Annotated in this window: 19 protein-coding genes; 17 read left to right on the top strand and 2 right to left on the bottom strand. The window is 70.2% G+C overall.

The window, feature by feature from the left end; translation table 11 throughout:
- The first annotated feature begins 35 nt into the window (after nt 1–35).
- From QSK52_RS34890 to QSK52_RS34830, 13 genes are all read left to right on the top strand, one after another.
- Nucleotides 36–521, top strand: a complete 486-nt coding sequence (locus QSK52_RS34890; RefSeq protein ID WP_285740270.1) for an NUDIX domain-containing protein — start codon at nt 36–38, stop codon at nt 519–521.
- Nucleotides 518–754, top strand: coding sequence for a hypothetical protein (locus QSK52_RS34885; RefSeq protein ID WP_285740269.1), 237 nt, complete (start codon nt 518–520; stop codon nt 752–754). Before QSK52_RS34890 ends, QSK52_RS34885 begins: the two co-directional genes overlap by 4 nt.
- Nucleotides 751–1,383: a class I SAM-dependent methyltransferase gene (locus tag QSK52_RS34880; RefSeq protein WP_285740268.1), complete on the top strand. Its 633-nt coding sequence runs from the start codon at nt 751–753 to the stop codon at nt 1,381–1,383. Before QSK52_RS34885 ends, QSK52_RS34880 begins: the two co-directional genes overlap by 4 nt.
- Before the next feature lie 66 nt (nt 1,384–1,449).
- A complete protein-coding gene (locus QSK52_RS34875) occupies nt 1,450–1,944 on the top strand; it encodes an NUDIX domain-containing protein (protein ID WP_285740267.1) in 495 nt (164 codons plus the stop codon).
- A 96-nt stretch (nt 1,945–2,040) separates the two neighbouring features.
- On the top strand, nt 2,041–3,417 hold the full coding sequence (locus QSK52_RS34870) for an NUDIX hydrolase (RefSeq protein ID WP_285740266.1): 1,377 nt from the start codon (nt 2,041–2,043) through the stop codon (nt 3,415–3,417).
- Nucleotides 3,414–3,914: an NUDIX hydrolase gene (locus QSK52_RS34865; RefSeq protein WP_285740265.1), complete on the top strand. Its 501-nt coding sequence runs from the start codon at nt 3,414–3,416 to the stop codon at nt 3,912–3,914. Before QSK52_RS34870 ends, QSK52_RS34865 begins: the two co-directional genes overlap by 4 nt.
- The gene (locus QSK52_RS34860; protein WP_285740264.1) at nt 3,911–4,807 is read left to right on the top strand and encodes a phosphotransferase family protein; all 897 of its coding nucleotides are present in this window, start codon (nt 3,911–3,913) and stop codon (nt 4,805–4,807) included. Before QSK52_RS34865 ends, QSK52_RS34860 begins: the two co-directional genes overlap by 4 nt.
- A gap of 23 nt (nt 4,808–4,830) precedes the next feature.
- Nucleotides 4,831–5,307 carry a GNAT family N-acetyltransferase gene (locus QSK52_RS34855; RefSeq protein ID WP_285740263.1) on the top strand — a complete coding sequence of 159 codons (477 nt, stop codon included), beginning with the start codon at nt 4,831–4,833 and terminating at the stop codon, nt 5,305–5,307.
- On the top strand, nt 5,304–5,807 hold the full coding sequence (locus QSK52_RS34850; RefSeq protein WP_285740262.1) for an HIT family protein: 504 nt from the start codon (nt 5,304–5,306) through the stop codon (nt 5,805–5,807). The genes QSK52_RS34855 and QSK52_RS34850 overlap by 4 nt, the downstream gene beginning before the upstream one ends.
- 2 nt (nt 5,808–5,809) lie before the next feature.
- Nucleotides 5,810–6,322 carry an NUDIX domain-containing protein gene (locus tag QSK52_RS34845; protein ID WP_285740261.1) on the top strand — a complete coding sequence of 171 codons (513 nt, stop codon included), beginning with the start codon at nt 5,810–5,812 and terminating at the stop codon, nt 6,320–6,322.
- Nucleotides 6,323–6,376: 54 nt separating this feature from the next.
- Nucleotides 6,377–8,383, top strand: a complete 2,007-nt coding sequence (locus QSK52_RS34840; protein ID WP_285740260.1) for an ATP-binding cassette domain-containing protein — start codon at nt 6,377–6,379, stop codon at nt 8,381–8,383.
- A gap of 25 nt (nt 8,384–8,408) precedes the next feature.
- Nucleotides 8,409–9,293: a hypothetical protein gene (locus QSK52_RS34835; RefSeq protein ID WP_285740259.1), complete on the top strand. Its 885-nt coding sequence runs from the start codon at nt 8,409–8,411 to the stop codon at nt 9,291–9,293.
- Nucleotides 9,290–9,613, top strand: coding sequence for a helix-turn-helix domain-containing protein (locus tag QSK52_RS34830; RefSeq protein WP_285740258.1), 324 nt, complete (start codon nt 9,290–9,292; stop codon nt 9,611–9,613). Before QSK52_RS34835 ends, QSK52_RS34830 begins: the two co-directional genes overlap by 4 nt.
- A gap of 57 nt (nt 9,614–9,670) precedes the next feature.
- Here QSK52_RS34830 and QSK52_RS34825 read toward each other — a convergent pair whose 3' ends face one another.
- Nucleotides 9,671–10,327 carry a hypothetical protein gene (locus QSK52_RS34825; RefSeq protein ID WP_285740257.1) on the bottom strand — a complete coding sequence of 219 codons (657 nt, stop codon included), beginning with the start codon at nt 10,325–10,327 and terminating at the stop codon, nt 9,671–9,673.
- A 213-nt stretch (nt 10,328–10,540) separates the two neighbouring features.
- Here QSK52_RS34825 and QSK52_RS34820 point away from each other — a divergent pair, with 213 nt between their 5' ends.
- From QSK52_RS34820 to QSK52_RS34805, 4 genes are all read left to right on the top strand, one after another.
- Nucleotides 10,541–11,023, top strand: a complete 483-nt coding sequence (locus QSK52_RS34820) for a hypothetical protein (RefSeq protein WP_285740256.1) — start codon at nt 10,541–10,543, stop codon at nt 11,021–11,023.
- Nucleotides 11,024–11,338: 315 nt separating this feature from the next.
- Nucleotides 11,339–11,776, top strand: coding sequence for a hypothetical protein (locus QSK52_RS34815; protein ID WP_285740255.1), 438 nt, complete (start codon nt 11,339–11,341; stop codon nt 11,774–11,776).
- 116 nt (nt 11,777–11,892) lie between these two features.
- Nucleotides 11,893–13,134, top strand: a complete 1,242-nt coding sequence (locus QSK52_RS34810) for an IS701 family transposase (RefSeq protein ID WP_285740305.1) — start codon at nt 11,893–11,895, stop codon at nt 13,132–13,134.
- A 192-nt stretch (nt 13,135–13,326) separates the two neighbouring features.
- Entirely contained in the window at nt 13,327–14,541 is a 1,215-nt protein-coding gene (locus QSK52_RS34805) for an IS701 family transposase (RefSeq protein WP_285740304.1), read from the top strand.
- Nucleotides 14,542–14,841: 300 nt separating this feature from the next.
- Here QSK52_RS34805 and QSK52_RS34800 read toward each other — a convergent pair.
- The coding region (locus QSK52_RS34800) for a WD40 repeat domain-containing protein (protein ID WP_435053442.1) at nt 14,842–15,332 on the bottom strand (491 nt) is incomplete at its 5' end.

The following is a 15,332-nucleotide window of genomic DNA, read 5'->3' as shown; positions in this document are numbered from 1 at the left end:
TCTTACGGCTTCGGCCACGACAAGGAGCACCTTCAATGCACGAGACGAACAGGCTGTCGGCCAGCGTCATCGTCCACGACAAGACCACTGACCGTATCGCCACCCTCCACTACGCCCAGCGCAGTTGGAGCCCCGGTCCGGCGTGGACGATCCCCGGCGGGAAGGTCGACCCGGGCGAGGAGATCCACACCGCCGCCGCGCGCGAGCTGCGCGAGGAGACCGGCCTCGTCGTCGCGCCCGCCGATCTGAGCCTGGTCCACACGATCCAGGTGAAGGAGGGCTGGGACGGGCGCGGCGGCTTCATGCTGTTCGTCTTCGCGGCCGGCGAGTTCACCGGCGAGCTGGTCAACACCGAACCCACGAAGCATCTCGAGGTCCGCTGGGCACCGGTCGGCGAGCTGCCCGGACCGATGTTCCCGACGTCGAAGACCGCGCTGGAGGCCTACCTGGCCGGCGGGCCGGCGTTCTCCACGTACGGCTTCGACGACGCGCCCGACCACCACCGACTGGTCGAGGCGTGATCCGCACCGGCCGGCACCGGCGCCCGGCCGAGCCGCCCGGCGGCCCGGTCGACCTCGACCAGCGGCTGCGCGCAGTCGCCGACAAGGCGCCAGTGGTCGAGGAGGGCGTCGCCCGGCTCGGCGGTGACGCCGTGTTCCTGTACCGGACCACCTACGAGCCCGACGGCAGCGTGCACCGAGAACTCACCCGCGCGGACGCGGTCGGCTGGCCGTTCCCGCCACCAGCGGCATGACCCGCATCGCCTCCGGCCCCGCCGCAGCGACGGCGCCGGGCCGCACCGACAACGAGGGGAACTCGATGGAGGACTTGAGCGACCCGAGCCCGTGGGATGCCGGCTACCGCGACGGCGCGCGCTACCGGACGGTCACCGACGAGGAGGTCGACCTGCTCGCCCAGCACCTCGGCCGCCCGATCGCCGGGCTGACGGTGCTGGACGTCTGCTGCGGCACCGGCGAGTTGGCCGCCGCGCTCGGCGAACGGGGCGCGACCGTCACGGGGGTCGACTTCGCCCAGACCGCGATCACGGCCGCCCGCGAACGGTGCGCCCACCTGCCCGATGCGGCCTTCCGCGAACTCGACGCCAACCGAGCCCTGGACGAGCTGCCCGCGCACGGGTTCGACGTCGTCGCCTTCCGCCTCGCGCTGGCGTTCCTCGACCAGCAGGAAGCCCTCGCCGCAGCCCGCCGCCGCCTCGCCCCGCACGGAGTGATCGCGGTGACCACCCCGCTCGCCGAGCGGCAGACCGACGGCCGCCACCACATCGGTCTCGATCACGCCGCCCTTCAGCAACTGCGCACCGGGTGGAGCGAGGTGACCGAGTACCCGCTCGGCTCCCTGCAGTGCCTGCTCCTGCGCCCCTGACTGCCTGCCCCATCTGCCGCCCGCCCGCCGCACCACGGGGGCGGCCCCGAACGAAGGAGTGACGACGTGTCCGACACCGAACAGCTGGGGCGTGCCGTGTTCTCGGCCGCCGCCGGCGGACTGATCACCCGCGGCGACAGCGAGGTTCTTCTCGTCCACCACGGCCGCTCCCGCATGTGGGTCCTGCCCGGCGGCAAGGCGGAGTGGAACGAGCCGCCCGCCGCGACCTGCGCACGCGAACTCTCGGAAGAACTCGGCGTCCCGGTCACCGTCGGCCGCCTGCTCGTCTACAACTGGATGACCACCAAGGCCGAGTTCTTCCCCGGCGCCGCCGCGGACGAACACGCCTATCCCTGCCACCTGTTCACGTTCCACGCCACCCTTGCCCCCGGCGCGGAGGAGCGGATCGACACGCCCGAGCGGGAGTTGCTGGGCTGGCGCTGGTGGGACCTCGACGAGGCATGCGCGCCGGGCGTGATGGAGCCGTACAACGCCCGGAACCTGCGCGCCGCCCACGCCGCCCTCCGTGACGGCCAGGGCATCGCGTACCTCGAATCCTGACGGCCGGGCGGACCACCCTCTCTCCACCCCCGGCGAAGCCAGGACGTGACGACCGGCGTGCCGTGCCCGCCCCCAGAGACTCAAGGAGCCTTCTCGGTGATCGATTTCAATGTGCTGACCAACCTGGCCCTCCGCGAAGGCATCGAGCGGATCGGCGTCGGCGTGGTGGTCCGGGACGAATCCGGCCGGATCCTGATGATCCGCCGGGCCGGTCACGACGTCCTGCCGGGCCTGTGGGAGTACCCGGGCGGCGGTCGGGAAGACGGCGAACCCGTACCGGTCGGCGCGGCGCGGGAACTGGCCGAGGAGACCGGGCTCACCGACCTGCCGCTGGAGTACGTACGGCAGCTGGACTTCACCAACCAGCGCGGAAGGCGCGTGCGGCAGTTCGTCTTCACCACCGTCGTGCCCGACGGCACCCCGGTCGTCCTCTCGCCCGATCACGACGACCACCGGTGGGTCCCCGCCGACCAGTTACCGCTGACCGGCGACGGACAGCGCACGGTGATCGAGTGGCTCACCGGCCGCCTGGCCATCCCCGGCTGGCGGCCGGTCGGCGGCTACCTCACCACCATCGCCTTGCCCAGCGCGTACGGCTGCTTCCTGATCACCGATCCGCAGGGCCGCGTCCTCGGGATGCGCTCCACCACCAACCCGGACGTGTGGGACTTCCCCGGCGGCAACGTCGAGCACGGCGAGACACCGTTCACCGCCGCCCTACGCGAAGCCGAGGAGGAGCTGGGCCTGGACCTCGCCGCCGAGAATCCCGAGGCCTTCGCCCGGCGCCGCCTGGTCGCCGTCATCCATGAGCAGGCTGGCACCGAGTACCCCGTCCCCGTGTGCGGCTATGTCTTCGACGGCAGCGTCCTCACCCCCGAACAGCAGGCCCGGATCCGTCTCGATCCGGCCGAGCACACCGAGTTCAAGTTCGAGACTGCCCACGACTGGCGCTCCCGGATGACCCCCGCCCACTACCAGCACCTCCGGCAGGTGCTGCGCGCCCACCGCTCCGGTGTCCCGCTCTACCTGGAGCACCCCGCCGCGGATGGCGACGACTTCGAGGGCGTCCTGGTCTTCGTCACCGACCCTGCGGGTCGGCTGCTGATGCACCTGCGCGAAGACAGGCCGGGCATGGCCTGGCCCGGCTACTGGACTCCGATCGGAGGCTGGCGCGAGGCCGACGAGAGCGCCCGGGAGAGCGCGGTGCGCGAGGTCCGCGAGGAGGCCGGCATCGAGATCACCGGGCTGCGGAACCTCCCCGACCCGCACCCCGACCTCGGCCTCCCGCTCACCCGCGTCCTGCACGCCGTCTGGGACGGAGACGAGAGCGCCCTGCAACTCGGCGACGAGGGCCTGGCCGTACGCATGGTGCCCCTCGACGAGGTACTCGACCTCAAGGTCCCGCCCTATCTGCACCACTACCTGCCGCTGCTCGCCGCTGCGGCCGACCTGCCCACCGGGAGGACCTCGTGACCCAGCTCGACCACACCGACCACCCGGCCAACGCGGAGCCCCGAATGCCCGGCACGGAGCCGCTGACGCTGGTCGTCGGCGTCCACCTCGTCCTGGTCAACGACGGCGCGGTGCTCCTCGGCCGGCGCGCCAACACCAGCTACGCCAGCGGCCTGTGGCACCTACCAGCCGGGCACATGGAGCGGGGCGAGCCGGTCACCCGCTCCATGACCCGCGAGGCCGAGGAGGAACTCGGCATCACCATCGCCGAGGAAGACCTCGCGCTCGTCCACACGCTGCATCACCTCGACGCCGACGACGGCCGCAGCCGCCTCCAGCTGTTCTTCCGACCCGCCCGCTACGACGGCCGGGTGCGCAACGCCGAGCCGCACAAGTGCGAGGAGCTGCGCTGGTGGCCGCTCGACCGGCTGCCGGACGACATCGTCCCCTACACCGCGTACGCCCTCGGTGAGATCACCCGCGGCAACCCGCTGTCCACCGTCGGCTGGCCGGCATGACCGCGCCCGCTGTTCCCGACGACGCCGACCGACTGCTGCGCCGGACGGCCGGTTCGTACGAGGTGCTGGGGGTGCGCTCGCACGACCGTGCGGGTCGGCCGGCGGTGTGGGAGGTCCGCGCCGGCGACGGGCGCCGCCTGTTCGCCAAGCGGCACAAGAACCAGCTCATGCACCGGCGCGAGACCACCGCCTACCGGCACCTCGCGCCCGGCCTCGGCCCCGGCAGGGCCCCACTGCTGCTGGCCGAGGACACCACGTCGCTGCTCGTCGTCACCACCGCCCTTCCCGGCACCCCCGTCATCACGACCGCCCTCGCCCCGGCCGAGGAACGCGAGGTGTACCGTCAGGCCGGCCTGCTCGCCGCCCGCATCCACGCCCACCCGGTCTCCGGCGGCGTGATCGGGGAACAGCTGCCTTGGAGCCAGGAACGGGAAAGGGCGCTCGCCCGCGCCCGCGACGCCAAGCTGTCCGACGAGGACATCCAGGTCCTGGCCGACGCCACCCGCGCCGAGCCTCCGCACACCGCCTCCGCCGCCTGCCACGGCGACTTCGGACCCCGGAACTGGCTCCTCCATCGCCAGCACAACAACCTGATCATCGGGGTGATCGACTTCGAGCGCAGCCAGGTCGAGGAGCCGGTGCGCCGCGACCTGATGCGGGTCATGTTCCAACTCACCCCGCACCGGCCCGACCTCCGCGGGGCGTTCCTCGCCGGCTACGGGCGAGACCTCACCGCGGACGAGTTGGCAGCGTGCCGGGCTTGGGCGGCGATCGACTGTCCCGCCGCCCTGCGCTGGGCACTCGATCACCACCGCGACGAGGAGGTCATCGGCTACGCCCGCACCGTCCTGGACCAGCTACGCCATACCCCGCCACCACACCCCGCCCTCTGACTGCCCCGCCTGGAGGAAACGCCATGCCCGGTCTTCCCGTTCGCCCCGCCGGCCCACAGGACGCCGACGAGCTGCTGCGCCTGCGCGTCGCGGTCCTCGACAATGCGCAGCTCACCGACGAGTGGCGCTCCACCTTCCGCGACGACATGCGCGAGCGCCTCGGCACCGACCCGAGGCTGCTCGCCTACGTGGTCCCCGCCGACGCCCACACGCTCGCCTCGTGCGCCATCGGGATCGTCTACCGCGGCTACCGCGGCCCCACCCACCCGGGCGGGCTGTGGGGCCGCGTCCACACCGTTGCCACCGACCCCGCCCACCGGCGCCGCGGCCACGCCCGCGCCGCCACCTCCGCCCTGATCGAGGCGCTCAAGGACGCCGGCTGCGGCTCGATCGAGCTGCGCGCCACCGAGGCCGGCGCCCCGCTCTACCACTCCCTCGGTTTCGGGCCTCTCGACGGCTACATGACGCTGCGTCCCGGCCCGGAAGGCTGGGTACGGTGACCGCCTTCGATCTCGACGCCTACAACGAGCGGGCCCGCAACGGACCGTGCTTCATCTGCTCGATGCTCGACGGCGTCCCCGGGTACGAGCACCGGATCGTCCTGGACGACGGCGTCCACGTCGCGTTCCTCGACCGCTACCCAACCCTGCCGGGCAAGCTGCTGGTGGCCCCGCGCGCCCACGTCGAGGACGCCATCGGCGGCTTCACCGAAGACCAGTACCTGGCCTTGCAGTTGGTGGTCCACCGTGTCGCCACCGCGCTTGCCGCCACCGTCCCGACCGAGCGCGTGTATGTCCTGAGTCTGGGCAGCCAGCAGGGCAACTCCCACGTCCACTGGCACATCGCCCCTCTGCCGCCCGGCGTCCCCTACGAACAGCAGCAGTTCCACGCCCTGATGACCGAGGGCGCAGGCGTCCTGCTGGAGGACCCCCGGCGCGACGAGCGCCTCGCCGCCGACCTGCGCACCCGGCTCGGTCGCCCCGACCAGCGAGGAGTCTGACCGTGACCTTCGTCCCGCCCGAGCAGTTCGTCCCGACCCTGCCCCACGGAGTCTCCTACGCCGGGGTGTTCTTCACCGACCGCCACGACCGGCCGCTGCTGCTCACGTCCGTCCACCACCAAGGCGAGTACCAGTACCCCGGCGGCCTCCTCGACGCCGACGAGGATCCGTGGGCGTGCGCCCTGCGGGAGACCGCCGAGGAGATCGGCTTCATCCCAGCCTCTCTGGACGACGCTCCCCGCCTGCTGATGCTCTCCTTCACCCCGCCCGAGCCGCCATGGCCGTGGAAGCTCGGCGTGACCTTCGACGGCGGATCGCTCACCGACGACGAGATCGAGCGGATCACCCTCGACCCCGCCGAGCACAGCGGCCACGCTGTCCGCACCCTCGAGGAGTGGTCGCGCATCGTCGCCCCGCGCCGGCTGCGCACACTCCGTGCCTCGCTCACCGCCCGCCGCACTGGTGTCGCCGAGTACCTCGTCTCCGAGCCCCGGCACCCCGGCGAGAGCGGCTGACAACGCGCGCCTCACCCCGCCCCGCCAGCATGCCCGCACCGTGGAGGACAACGCTTGAAGACCCGCTCGACCAAACCCGACTCCGACGAGGCCGTCTCCGACAGCGAGCAGTTCCTGTTCGGCGGCCGGCTGCTCCCCGACTGGGGGTTCACCACCCACGAGCAGACCATGCTCAAGATCAGTTTTCTCGTAATCGCCCGGCAGATCCCCGGCATGCTCCGTACCGCCCTGCGCCTGGCCTGGGACGCCGATCGTCCCGCGCTGGTGGCCGTTGTCGTCGCCGAGCTCGGCCGTGCCCTGGCCGCGGCCTTCGGACTGCTCGCCACCAATCGCGCCCTCACCTCCCTGTTCGCATCCGGGAGTACCGACCAGCTGCTGCGCGCCGCGTTACCGGCTGCGCTCGCCGTCGGCGGCGCCTCCGCGCTGTCCGCAGTGCTGGGCGTCGCTTCGTCCTGGGCGGGCGACCGGCTGGAGCCCAAGACGGAACGGGCCGCGACCGTCGCATACCTGCGCCGCGCCGCCCGCGTCGAACTCGCCGCGCTGGAGGACCCCGAGTTCACCCGGCTGCTGGAGTCCGCCCGCTTCGGCACCGCCGCGGTGCGACGTCTGATCGGCCAGGCCATCTCGGTGCTCACCGCGCTGCTCGGCCTGGTCGCCGCCGGCGGTGTCCTGCTTACCCTCGATCCGCTGTTGCTGCCCATGCTGGTCCTGATCGCAGCCCCCAAGGGCTGGGGCGCGGTCCGTTCCGCCCGCCGCCGCTACGGCTCGGTGATGGCCTGGCTGCAGCACCACCGGGCCGCCTCCCTGCTCGCCCAGCTCATCACCCAGCCGCACTCCGCGCCCGAGGTCCGCGTCCACGCCATCGGCCCGTTCATCCTCGGCCACTACGTCACCATGGCCGAGGCGTCCGAGAGGGAGCAGAACCGCCTCGCCCGCGCCACCGCCGCCACCTCGCTTCTGGCGTCCGCCCTGTCCGGGCTGGCCGCCGCCGCGACCTTCGCCCTGCTCGGCTGGCTCGTCTACGGCGGGCACATGGCCCTCGCCGTCGCGGGCACCGCCGTGGTCGGCATCCGCACCGGCGCCGCCGACATCACCTCCCTCGTCCGCACCGTCAACAACCTCTACGAGGAAGCCCTGTTCGTCGCCGACCTGGACCGGCTCCAGCGCGAGGCCGAGCGCCGCGCCATCCCCGCCGGCGGCACCGCTCTGCCCGAACGCCCCGACGTGATCACTCTGGAGGACGTCGGCTTCACCTACCCCGGCCGCAGCACCCCAGCCCTGTCCGGCATCACCCTCACGATCCCGCGCAGCCAGGTGATCGCCCTGGTCGGCGACAACGGCTCCGGCAAGACCACCCTCTCCAAAGTCCTCACCGGCCTCTACCCGCCCAGCTCCGGCCGGATGCTGTGGGACGGCGTCGACACCGCCACCGCCGACCGCGACCAACTCTTCTCCTCCGTCGCCGTCCTCGAACAGGGCTTCCAGCAGTGGCCGTTCACCCTGCGCGCCAACGTCCTGATCGGCCGCCCCGAGCACGGCGGTGACCCGGAGGAGCGGCTCAAGCGGGCCGCCGACTACGCCGACCTGCACCCGATCGTCGAAGCCCAGGACCATGGCTGGAACACCCTCGCCGCCCGCGGCTTCAAGGGCGGCGTTCAGCTGTCCGGCGGCCAGTGGCAGCGCATCGGCATGGCCCGCGCCCACCACCGCGCCACCACCACCGGCCCCGGCGGACGCCCCACCCATCTCGTCATCGCCGACGAGCCGACGTCTGCCCTCGATCCGAAGTCGGAGATCGCCGCGTTCGCCCGGGTCCGCGAACTCGCCGACCAGGGCCTGACCGTCATCCTGATCACCCACCGCCTCGCCGCCACCGCCGACGCCGATCGCATCTACGTCCTGCGCGAAGGCCGGCTCGCCGAACAGGGCACCCACGCCGAGCTGATGGCCGACCCCAACGGCGGCTATCGCGCCTCCTACCTCCTCCAGGCCCGCCAGTACGCCACCGAGATCCCCGCCCAGCGCGGCGCATCCGCGCCGGCCGACGCCGAACTCTCCTGACCACGCACCCGATACGGAGCATCCGATGCCCACCTGGGACGAGATGCGCGCCGCCGCTGACGAGGTACGCGCCCTCTACGACGACATCAACCAGCGGAAGCTGGGCCGCACCTGGGACCTGTCGGACTTCGTCCTGGGCTTCACCGGTGACGTCGGCGACCTCGCGAAGCTGATCACGGCTCACCAGGGCCACCGCGCCGACGTGGCCGCCGACACCGGGAAGATCGCCCACGAGCTGTCCGACTGCCTGTTCTCGCTCATGGTCATCGCCGAGGAGACCGGCATCGACCTCGGGGACCGTTTCACCACCGACATGGCGGACCTCGCCGCCCGCCTGCGCCCCACCGCCGCCGTGGACATCCAGCCGGTCGTCGAGGGGCGCCCCAGCGCGGCGAGCAGGCACGATCACGGCCCGGCGGCAGTGTTCGCCCCGCCCGGCGAGGCCGACGAGCGGCAGCGGATGCGGAGGGCGCACGCCACGGCGGCCCGGACGCTCAGGGTCGAGCCGACCGGGACCGAACTGTGGGGCTGGCAGGGCCGCACCCTCTCCCGGCGCGCCGGCCGGTGGTGGCTTCGCCTGGTCTGCGCGCAGCAGGACCGCGGGGGCGGCCGCCTATGGGAGGGATCCGCCACCGCCCAGGCGGCGCTCCCGCCGGCCGTCCCCCGTCCCCGCCTGCACGGCCTTGTCGACTGGTCGACCGGCCGCCACGCCTACCGCGCCGAGCTGTCCGAGTACGTGCCGCTCCCGGCGCTCCAGGCCGGCAGCCCGGTCCTCACCAGCGATCCACGCCTTCCCGATGCCTGGTGGACCGAGCTGCAGGCCGCACTCACCGCGACCGCCACCGTGCCCACCAGAACAATCGGCAACCCCGGTGCCCGCAGCACGACTTCACCTCGGCACCGGAGGTGATCCGGCCCACTCTGGGCAACACCTACGCGCTCCGCCGACTCCGGGTCTTCGTCCAAGTCGTCGAGTACCCCACCCTGACGGAAGCGTGCCGGACGCACGGCATCAATCCCGCGACCCTCACCGTGCAGCTCAAGCGTCTGGAGACGGACCTCGGCGGCCCGCTGCTGATCCGCGCGGGCCGGGGTCGCAAGCTTGCGCTGACCGGCCTTGGCAGAGAAGTCGTCCAGGCCGCCGAGAACTTGGGCCACACACTGGCCGGGCAACCTCGGGAAACGTGGGACTGCTCGGCAGTCCGCCGCCGTCAGGCCCGGCAGAAGTGATACGGAATGTGGTCATGCCCAGCTCAGGCCTAGCTCCTCAGCCCCACGAGGGGCATCTTAGCGATTGCGGCGACGACGTCCCCGAATGCGGCATGATCGCCAACTAGCTCTGCGCGTTGCCTGCGTAGGGCTTTGCGGCGCGAGCTGAGGAAGCGTGTTCGCGATGGTTTCCATGTACTTCTTGATCTTCATGAGCTGGCCAACGGTCGTCTCCGTCTCGATTGCGCTCTCGCGAAGAGCATTGAGATCGATTCGGTAGAGCAGAGGCTCAACGTCGCCGAACAGGCTCTTCGCCTCCACCTGGAAGTCATACTGCAGGGGAATCCCGGCGGCCTCGTCGAAAATGCTGTGCGCTGTACCGAGGTTGAACATAATCCGCCGGCCGGGTGGCAGCATCGCAATCGGGCGATGTAGGAACGCTTCGACTGCCCGCTGCTGCTCGTAACCCAGCGTGGTACGGAGGCGAGGCTCGACCTGGACCCGCACATCACGGGCTACAGTCGGTCCGATATTTGTGATAACCAAGCACAGCATCTCCGACTCTGGTGCCCGCGGAGCAAGCTCGGCCACCACATAGGGTTCGAGGCTTTCTCTGCGGACCCTCCTCGCCAAGCTGAGCTGGCCGCGCGTGTACAGGGCTGAGAACGCCGCAGCAATGAACGCGAGCACGGAGACAACCAGACTTACGTGATCCGTGGTGACAAGGTGCTTCACGGTGCGAAGCTACCGCTGCATCTGCCTGAGCCGTGGTCAGCACGGGCTGACCCATGCCGCGGTCCCCCCGTCCGGCCTACCGCTACCCGATAGTCACTGGACGACGGAGTGGTCGACATGCGCTCTACCCTTTCGAAGCGCATCCTCTTACTAGGGAAACAATGTCTCTGTAGGCAAAGGTCAGCCGGAAACCTCATCCCCAAGGATTATCAAATGGGTAGCTACATTCCGCGATTTGTGGATAATGCCAGCAAGGCCAAGACGCTATCCGAACAAAAGGATTTGATCGCCGAGGTTCAAAGCGAGGCGCTAGGCGAGCACGAAAGGTGGGAAAGGAAGCAAGTTAACTGGAGGAGGGCCCACTTCACGTTTGGAATCCCCGCCGCGGTCTTCTCGGCGATTGCCGGACTGACAGCATTATCATCAACGGCAGGACGCATACCAGCCGCCATCCTGGCCATTCTGGGCGCAATTTGTGCGGCTATCTCAACATTTCTCAATGCCGAAAAGCAGCGTTCTCGCGCCGAACAGCGGGCCGCCGCATGGAAGGTGCTGGAAATGGAAGCAAGGCTGGCCCTCGTCGAGCCCGATAAGGACCTCCGAAAGAGGCTTCTAAATCTTCGCGATCTATATTGGGCAATCCGCGGAGAATCAGAGGAGGAAGTATTCAAGGCCATGACGAAAGCCCGGGGTTAGCTCTGCCCGAGCGCCTCACACTTTGGCGACTGGCGACCTGCGCATCCCTCGCCTATGACAGCATTTGGTTGAGCCACCAGGGTTCAGTGGGCCTGGCGAATGTGCTCGATCGCCACCACGAGCCAGGGGACGGCGGGCCCGGCGACCAGCAGCGGGGCGCACACGCTGTACGAGAGCACGAGTTCGCCCGGCCTAGTACTCCATCTGTAGATCTTGATCTTGGCGCTCAAGTGGGGCGATCTCGGTTTTTGCTGATCCCGTTCTGTGGGCTTGCGGCAGGTAGACCCGGGCCGGTTGAACAGGCACGATGCCCCGGTGAGCATCGTCATCAAGTTCTTCGTGGCACCGGACCGTGATGCTGCGGCTGCGGTCGTGGGAGGCGGCCCGGACGGGGTCTTCGAGTCGTTGACGTACGGCAACTTCGATGCCGAAGAGGCGCTGATCGAGTGGGAGAGCATCTTCACCGGTCGGAGCTTCGAGGAGCTCGTCGCCGCTGATGAGCCGGAGGTCATTGCCGACCCGGGCGACGGCGAGGGTCCGCTGGTCCTGGCCGTGTCCAGGACCGTTAAGGACGCGCTCGCCGGCGCCGATGAGCTCCGGCTTGGCGAGGTCGGCCGACTCTGGCTGCAGGAGCGGGCGGAGGACGGCGAGGTGCTGGACCAGCAGACGGCCGCCGGGATCCTGCGCGCTCTGGCCGGTCTGGCGCGGGCCGTCGGCGGCCGGGAGGACCGTCTGTACTGCTGGATGGCGTAGAAACGCGAGGCGGCCACCGTTGATCATCGTCAGTTGTGTGGACAAACGAAGATCAGCCGGTGGCCGTGGGCCACAGCGTAGACCCTGCCCGGTGGCAGTCGGTATTCGAGGGCCTGATGGCCCGGGTGGCGGGCCGGTTCGCCCGGGTGGAGCCACGTCGCCGGGCGCGGGCGTTCGTGCTGGGCCTGCTCGCGGACCTGCCGAGGAAGAACTGCTGGACGATCGCCGAGCACGCCGGCGACGCGAGTCCGGCCGGCATGCAGCACCTGCTCAGCCGCGCGTCCTGGAACGCCGACCAAGTCCGTGACGACATACGGGCCTTCGTGGTCGACCACCTTCGCGACGAGGAGGCCGTCCTGGTCGTCGACGAGACCGGGGATCTGAAGAAGGGGACCGCGAGCGTCGGAGTCCAGCGCCAGTACACCGGCACCGCGGGCCGAATCGAGAACTCCCAGGTGGCCGTCTACCTCGTCTACTCCGCCACGGCCGGGCACACCGCCATTGACCGGCGCCTCTACATCCCGCGCTCCTGGACCCAGGACCCCGACCGGTGCCGGGCAGCGGGAATCCCCGACGACTTGAGATTCGCCACCAAGCCCGCCCTGGCCACCGAGATGATCGCCCAGGCCCTGGACGCTGACGTGCCGGCCGCATGGGTCACCGGCGACGAGGTCTACGGCGGTGACCCGCACCTGAGTGCCGAACTGGAGAGACGTCAGATCGGCTATGTGCTGGCCGTCTCACGCAAACGCCCGATCGCCACCCGCGCGGGCGTCTTCCGGGCCGGCGTGCTGGCCCACGGCCTACCGAAGAAGGCCTGGCAGCGGCTGTCTGCGGGCGACGGCGCCAAGGGCCGCCGCTTCTACGACTGGGCCCAGGTCGACATCGACAGCCCGCCGGACTGTCCAGGCCACCGGTGGCTGCTGATCCGGCGCAACCGGCGCACCGGTGAACTCGCCTTCTACCGCTGCTACTCGGCCCGCCTCGTCCCGCTGGCCACGCTGGTCAAGGTGGCCGGGCGCCGCTGGACTGTGGAGGAGACCTTCCAGGCCGCCAAGGGATTGGCCGGGCTGGACGAGCACCAGGTCCGCCGGTGGACCTCCTGGCACCGCTGGACCACCCTGGCCATGCTCGCGCACGCCTTCCTCGCGGTCACGGCCGCCATCGAGCGGGCCGCCCCGACAGCACCAGGGCTCGCCCCGCTGACATGCAACGAGATCCGACGCCTCTTCGCCGCGTTCATCGTCCAGCCTGCCCGCGACCTGGCGCACCGACTCCGCTGGTCGCACTGGCGCCGACAACACCAAGCCCGCGCCCGCACCAGCCACTACCACCGCCAGGCCGCACAACAACCGTGATCAAGATCTACAGCTGGAGTACTAGTACTCCAGTGAGAGTTCTTCGTTTTCGCTGGTCAGCGACCTGGTGGCGGCGAGTGTAGCCGGGCTGTGTCAGGGGGGGAGGGGTGTTCGCGGGGATGTCGCGCGAACGAGTGGCCGCGACGCATGTAGTGGCAGCGCCGCGGACAGCTCCTCAGTGTGAGCGACGATCTGACGGATGTGTGGGACCGGGAACTGACCGAACTCTTCCTGCGGATCGGGGCCCGATTCACGCGGGTGGAGCCGCGGAAGCGGATGCGGGACTACGTACGCGGGCTGCTGGGCCCGGTAGGGCGAAAGAACAGCTGGCAGTTGGCCGAGTTCGCCGGGCACCCGGCCCCACATCGGCTGCAGCACCTGCTCGCCCGCGCCTGCTGGAGCGCGGACGAGGTCCGCGACGACCTGCAGGCCTACATCGGCGAGCAACTCGGCACCCCTGACGGTGTCCTGATCCTCGACGACACGGGCTTCGTGAAGAAGGGCACGGTCTCGGCCGGCGTGCAGCGCCAGTACTCGGGCACCGCCGGCCGCACGGAGAACTGCCAGATCGGCGTCTTCGCCGCCTACGCCTCGACCAAGGGCCATGCCCTGGTCGACCGTGAGCTCTACCTGCCCAAGTCCTGGGCCGAGGACCGGCAACGCTGCCAGGCCGCCCGCGTCCCCGACGAGCGCGGCTTCGCCACCAAGTTGGAGCTCGCACGGTCGATGATCAAGCGAGCTCTGGCCTCGCCGCTGCCGATCGCGTGGGTCACCGCGGACTCGGCCTACGGCCAGGACTCGCACTTCCGCCGGTTCCTCGAAGACGCCGGGCTCTCCTACGTGGTGGCCGTTCCCAAGTCCCAGCAGGTGCACGGCCCGCGGATCGACTTCCTCATCACCCAAGCCCCGCCCGAGGCTTGGCAGCAACTGTCCGCCGGCTCCGGGGCCAAGGGCGAGCGCCTCTACGACTGGGCTGCAGCACGCCTGCCCGCTGTCTGGGAATTCGACGGCGACCAGCCCACCCGCCAACGCTGGATGCTGGCGCGCCGCAGCCTGACCAAGGCCGACGACGTCGCCTACTACCTGGCCTGCGCGCCCCTGGACGCCACCGTCGTCGACCTGGTCCGCATCGCCGGATGCCGCTGGAAGATCGAGGAATGCTTCCAGAGCGCGAAGAACGAGTGCGGCCTGGACCAGTACGAGGTCCGCCGCTACGTGGGCTGGTACCGGCACATCACCCTCGCGATGCTCGCCCACGCGTTCCTGGCCGTCATGGCCGCCCAGGAGCGCGAAAAGGGGGCGACAGTGACGACACGCCCGACCTCGTGGATCTCACACCGGCCGAGATTCGCCGTCTGCTGGCAGCTCGACCCCGCCACCGTCCTGCGGACCGCGACCACACCCTGACCTGGTCCAGATGGCGCCGCCGTCACCAAGCACACGCGCGGCGCTGCCACTACATGCGCCGCGGCCACCCGTTCGCGCGACATCCCCGCGAACACCCCTCCCCCCCTGACACAGCCCGGCTACACTCGCCGCCACCAGGTCGCTGACCAGCGAAAACGAAGAACTCTCACTGGAGTACTAGGGGCTGGACCGCTATCGCCAGCTCCTTTGTCCGGCATGGCCGCCACCTTGTCGGGGTCTGGCCACGCCGGTGTCCGCCACGGCGATGCGGGCCTGCCAGTCTCGAGGTCGTCACCAGAGCTAGAGACCACCAGTGGCCGGGCCTGGATTCCAGACGAAGCACGCAATGTTCTCCCCGTAGGCGATCACGAACCCTGCATCAGTACCTGCCGCGATTCTCCCGGTATAGGGCAGCTGCAGGCGTTCCACTACCTGGCCGGTGCAGGGGTTCCAGAGAATGCTGCTGCGGTCTTCGCTGGTGGTGATGGCGAGGGGGGTGCCGTCGGGCCGGGTCGTGGTGGCGACCGTGCTCACCGGACCGGAGTGACCCCTGAGGATGTGCAGTCGGTCTCCGGTGGTCAGGTCCCAGACAATGCCGGTCTCATCTTCGCTGGTGGTGATGGCGAGGGGGGTGCCGTCGGGCCGGGTCGTGGTGGCGACCGCGCTCACCGGACCGGAGTGACCCCTGAGGATGTGCAGTCGGTCTCCGGTGGTCAGGTCCCAGACAATGCCGGTCTCATCTTCGCTGGTGGTGATGGCGAGGGGGGTGCCGTCGGGCCGGGTCGTGGTGG

The sequence above is a fragment of the Kitasatospora phosalacinea genome (assembly GCF_030268885.1).
Taxonomy (GTDB): Bacteria; Actinomycetota; Actinomycetes; order Streptomycetales; family Streptomycetaceae; genus Kitasatospora; species Kitasatospora phosalacinea_C.
This window is presented reverse-complemented; position numbering and strand designations above follow the sequence as displayed.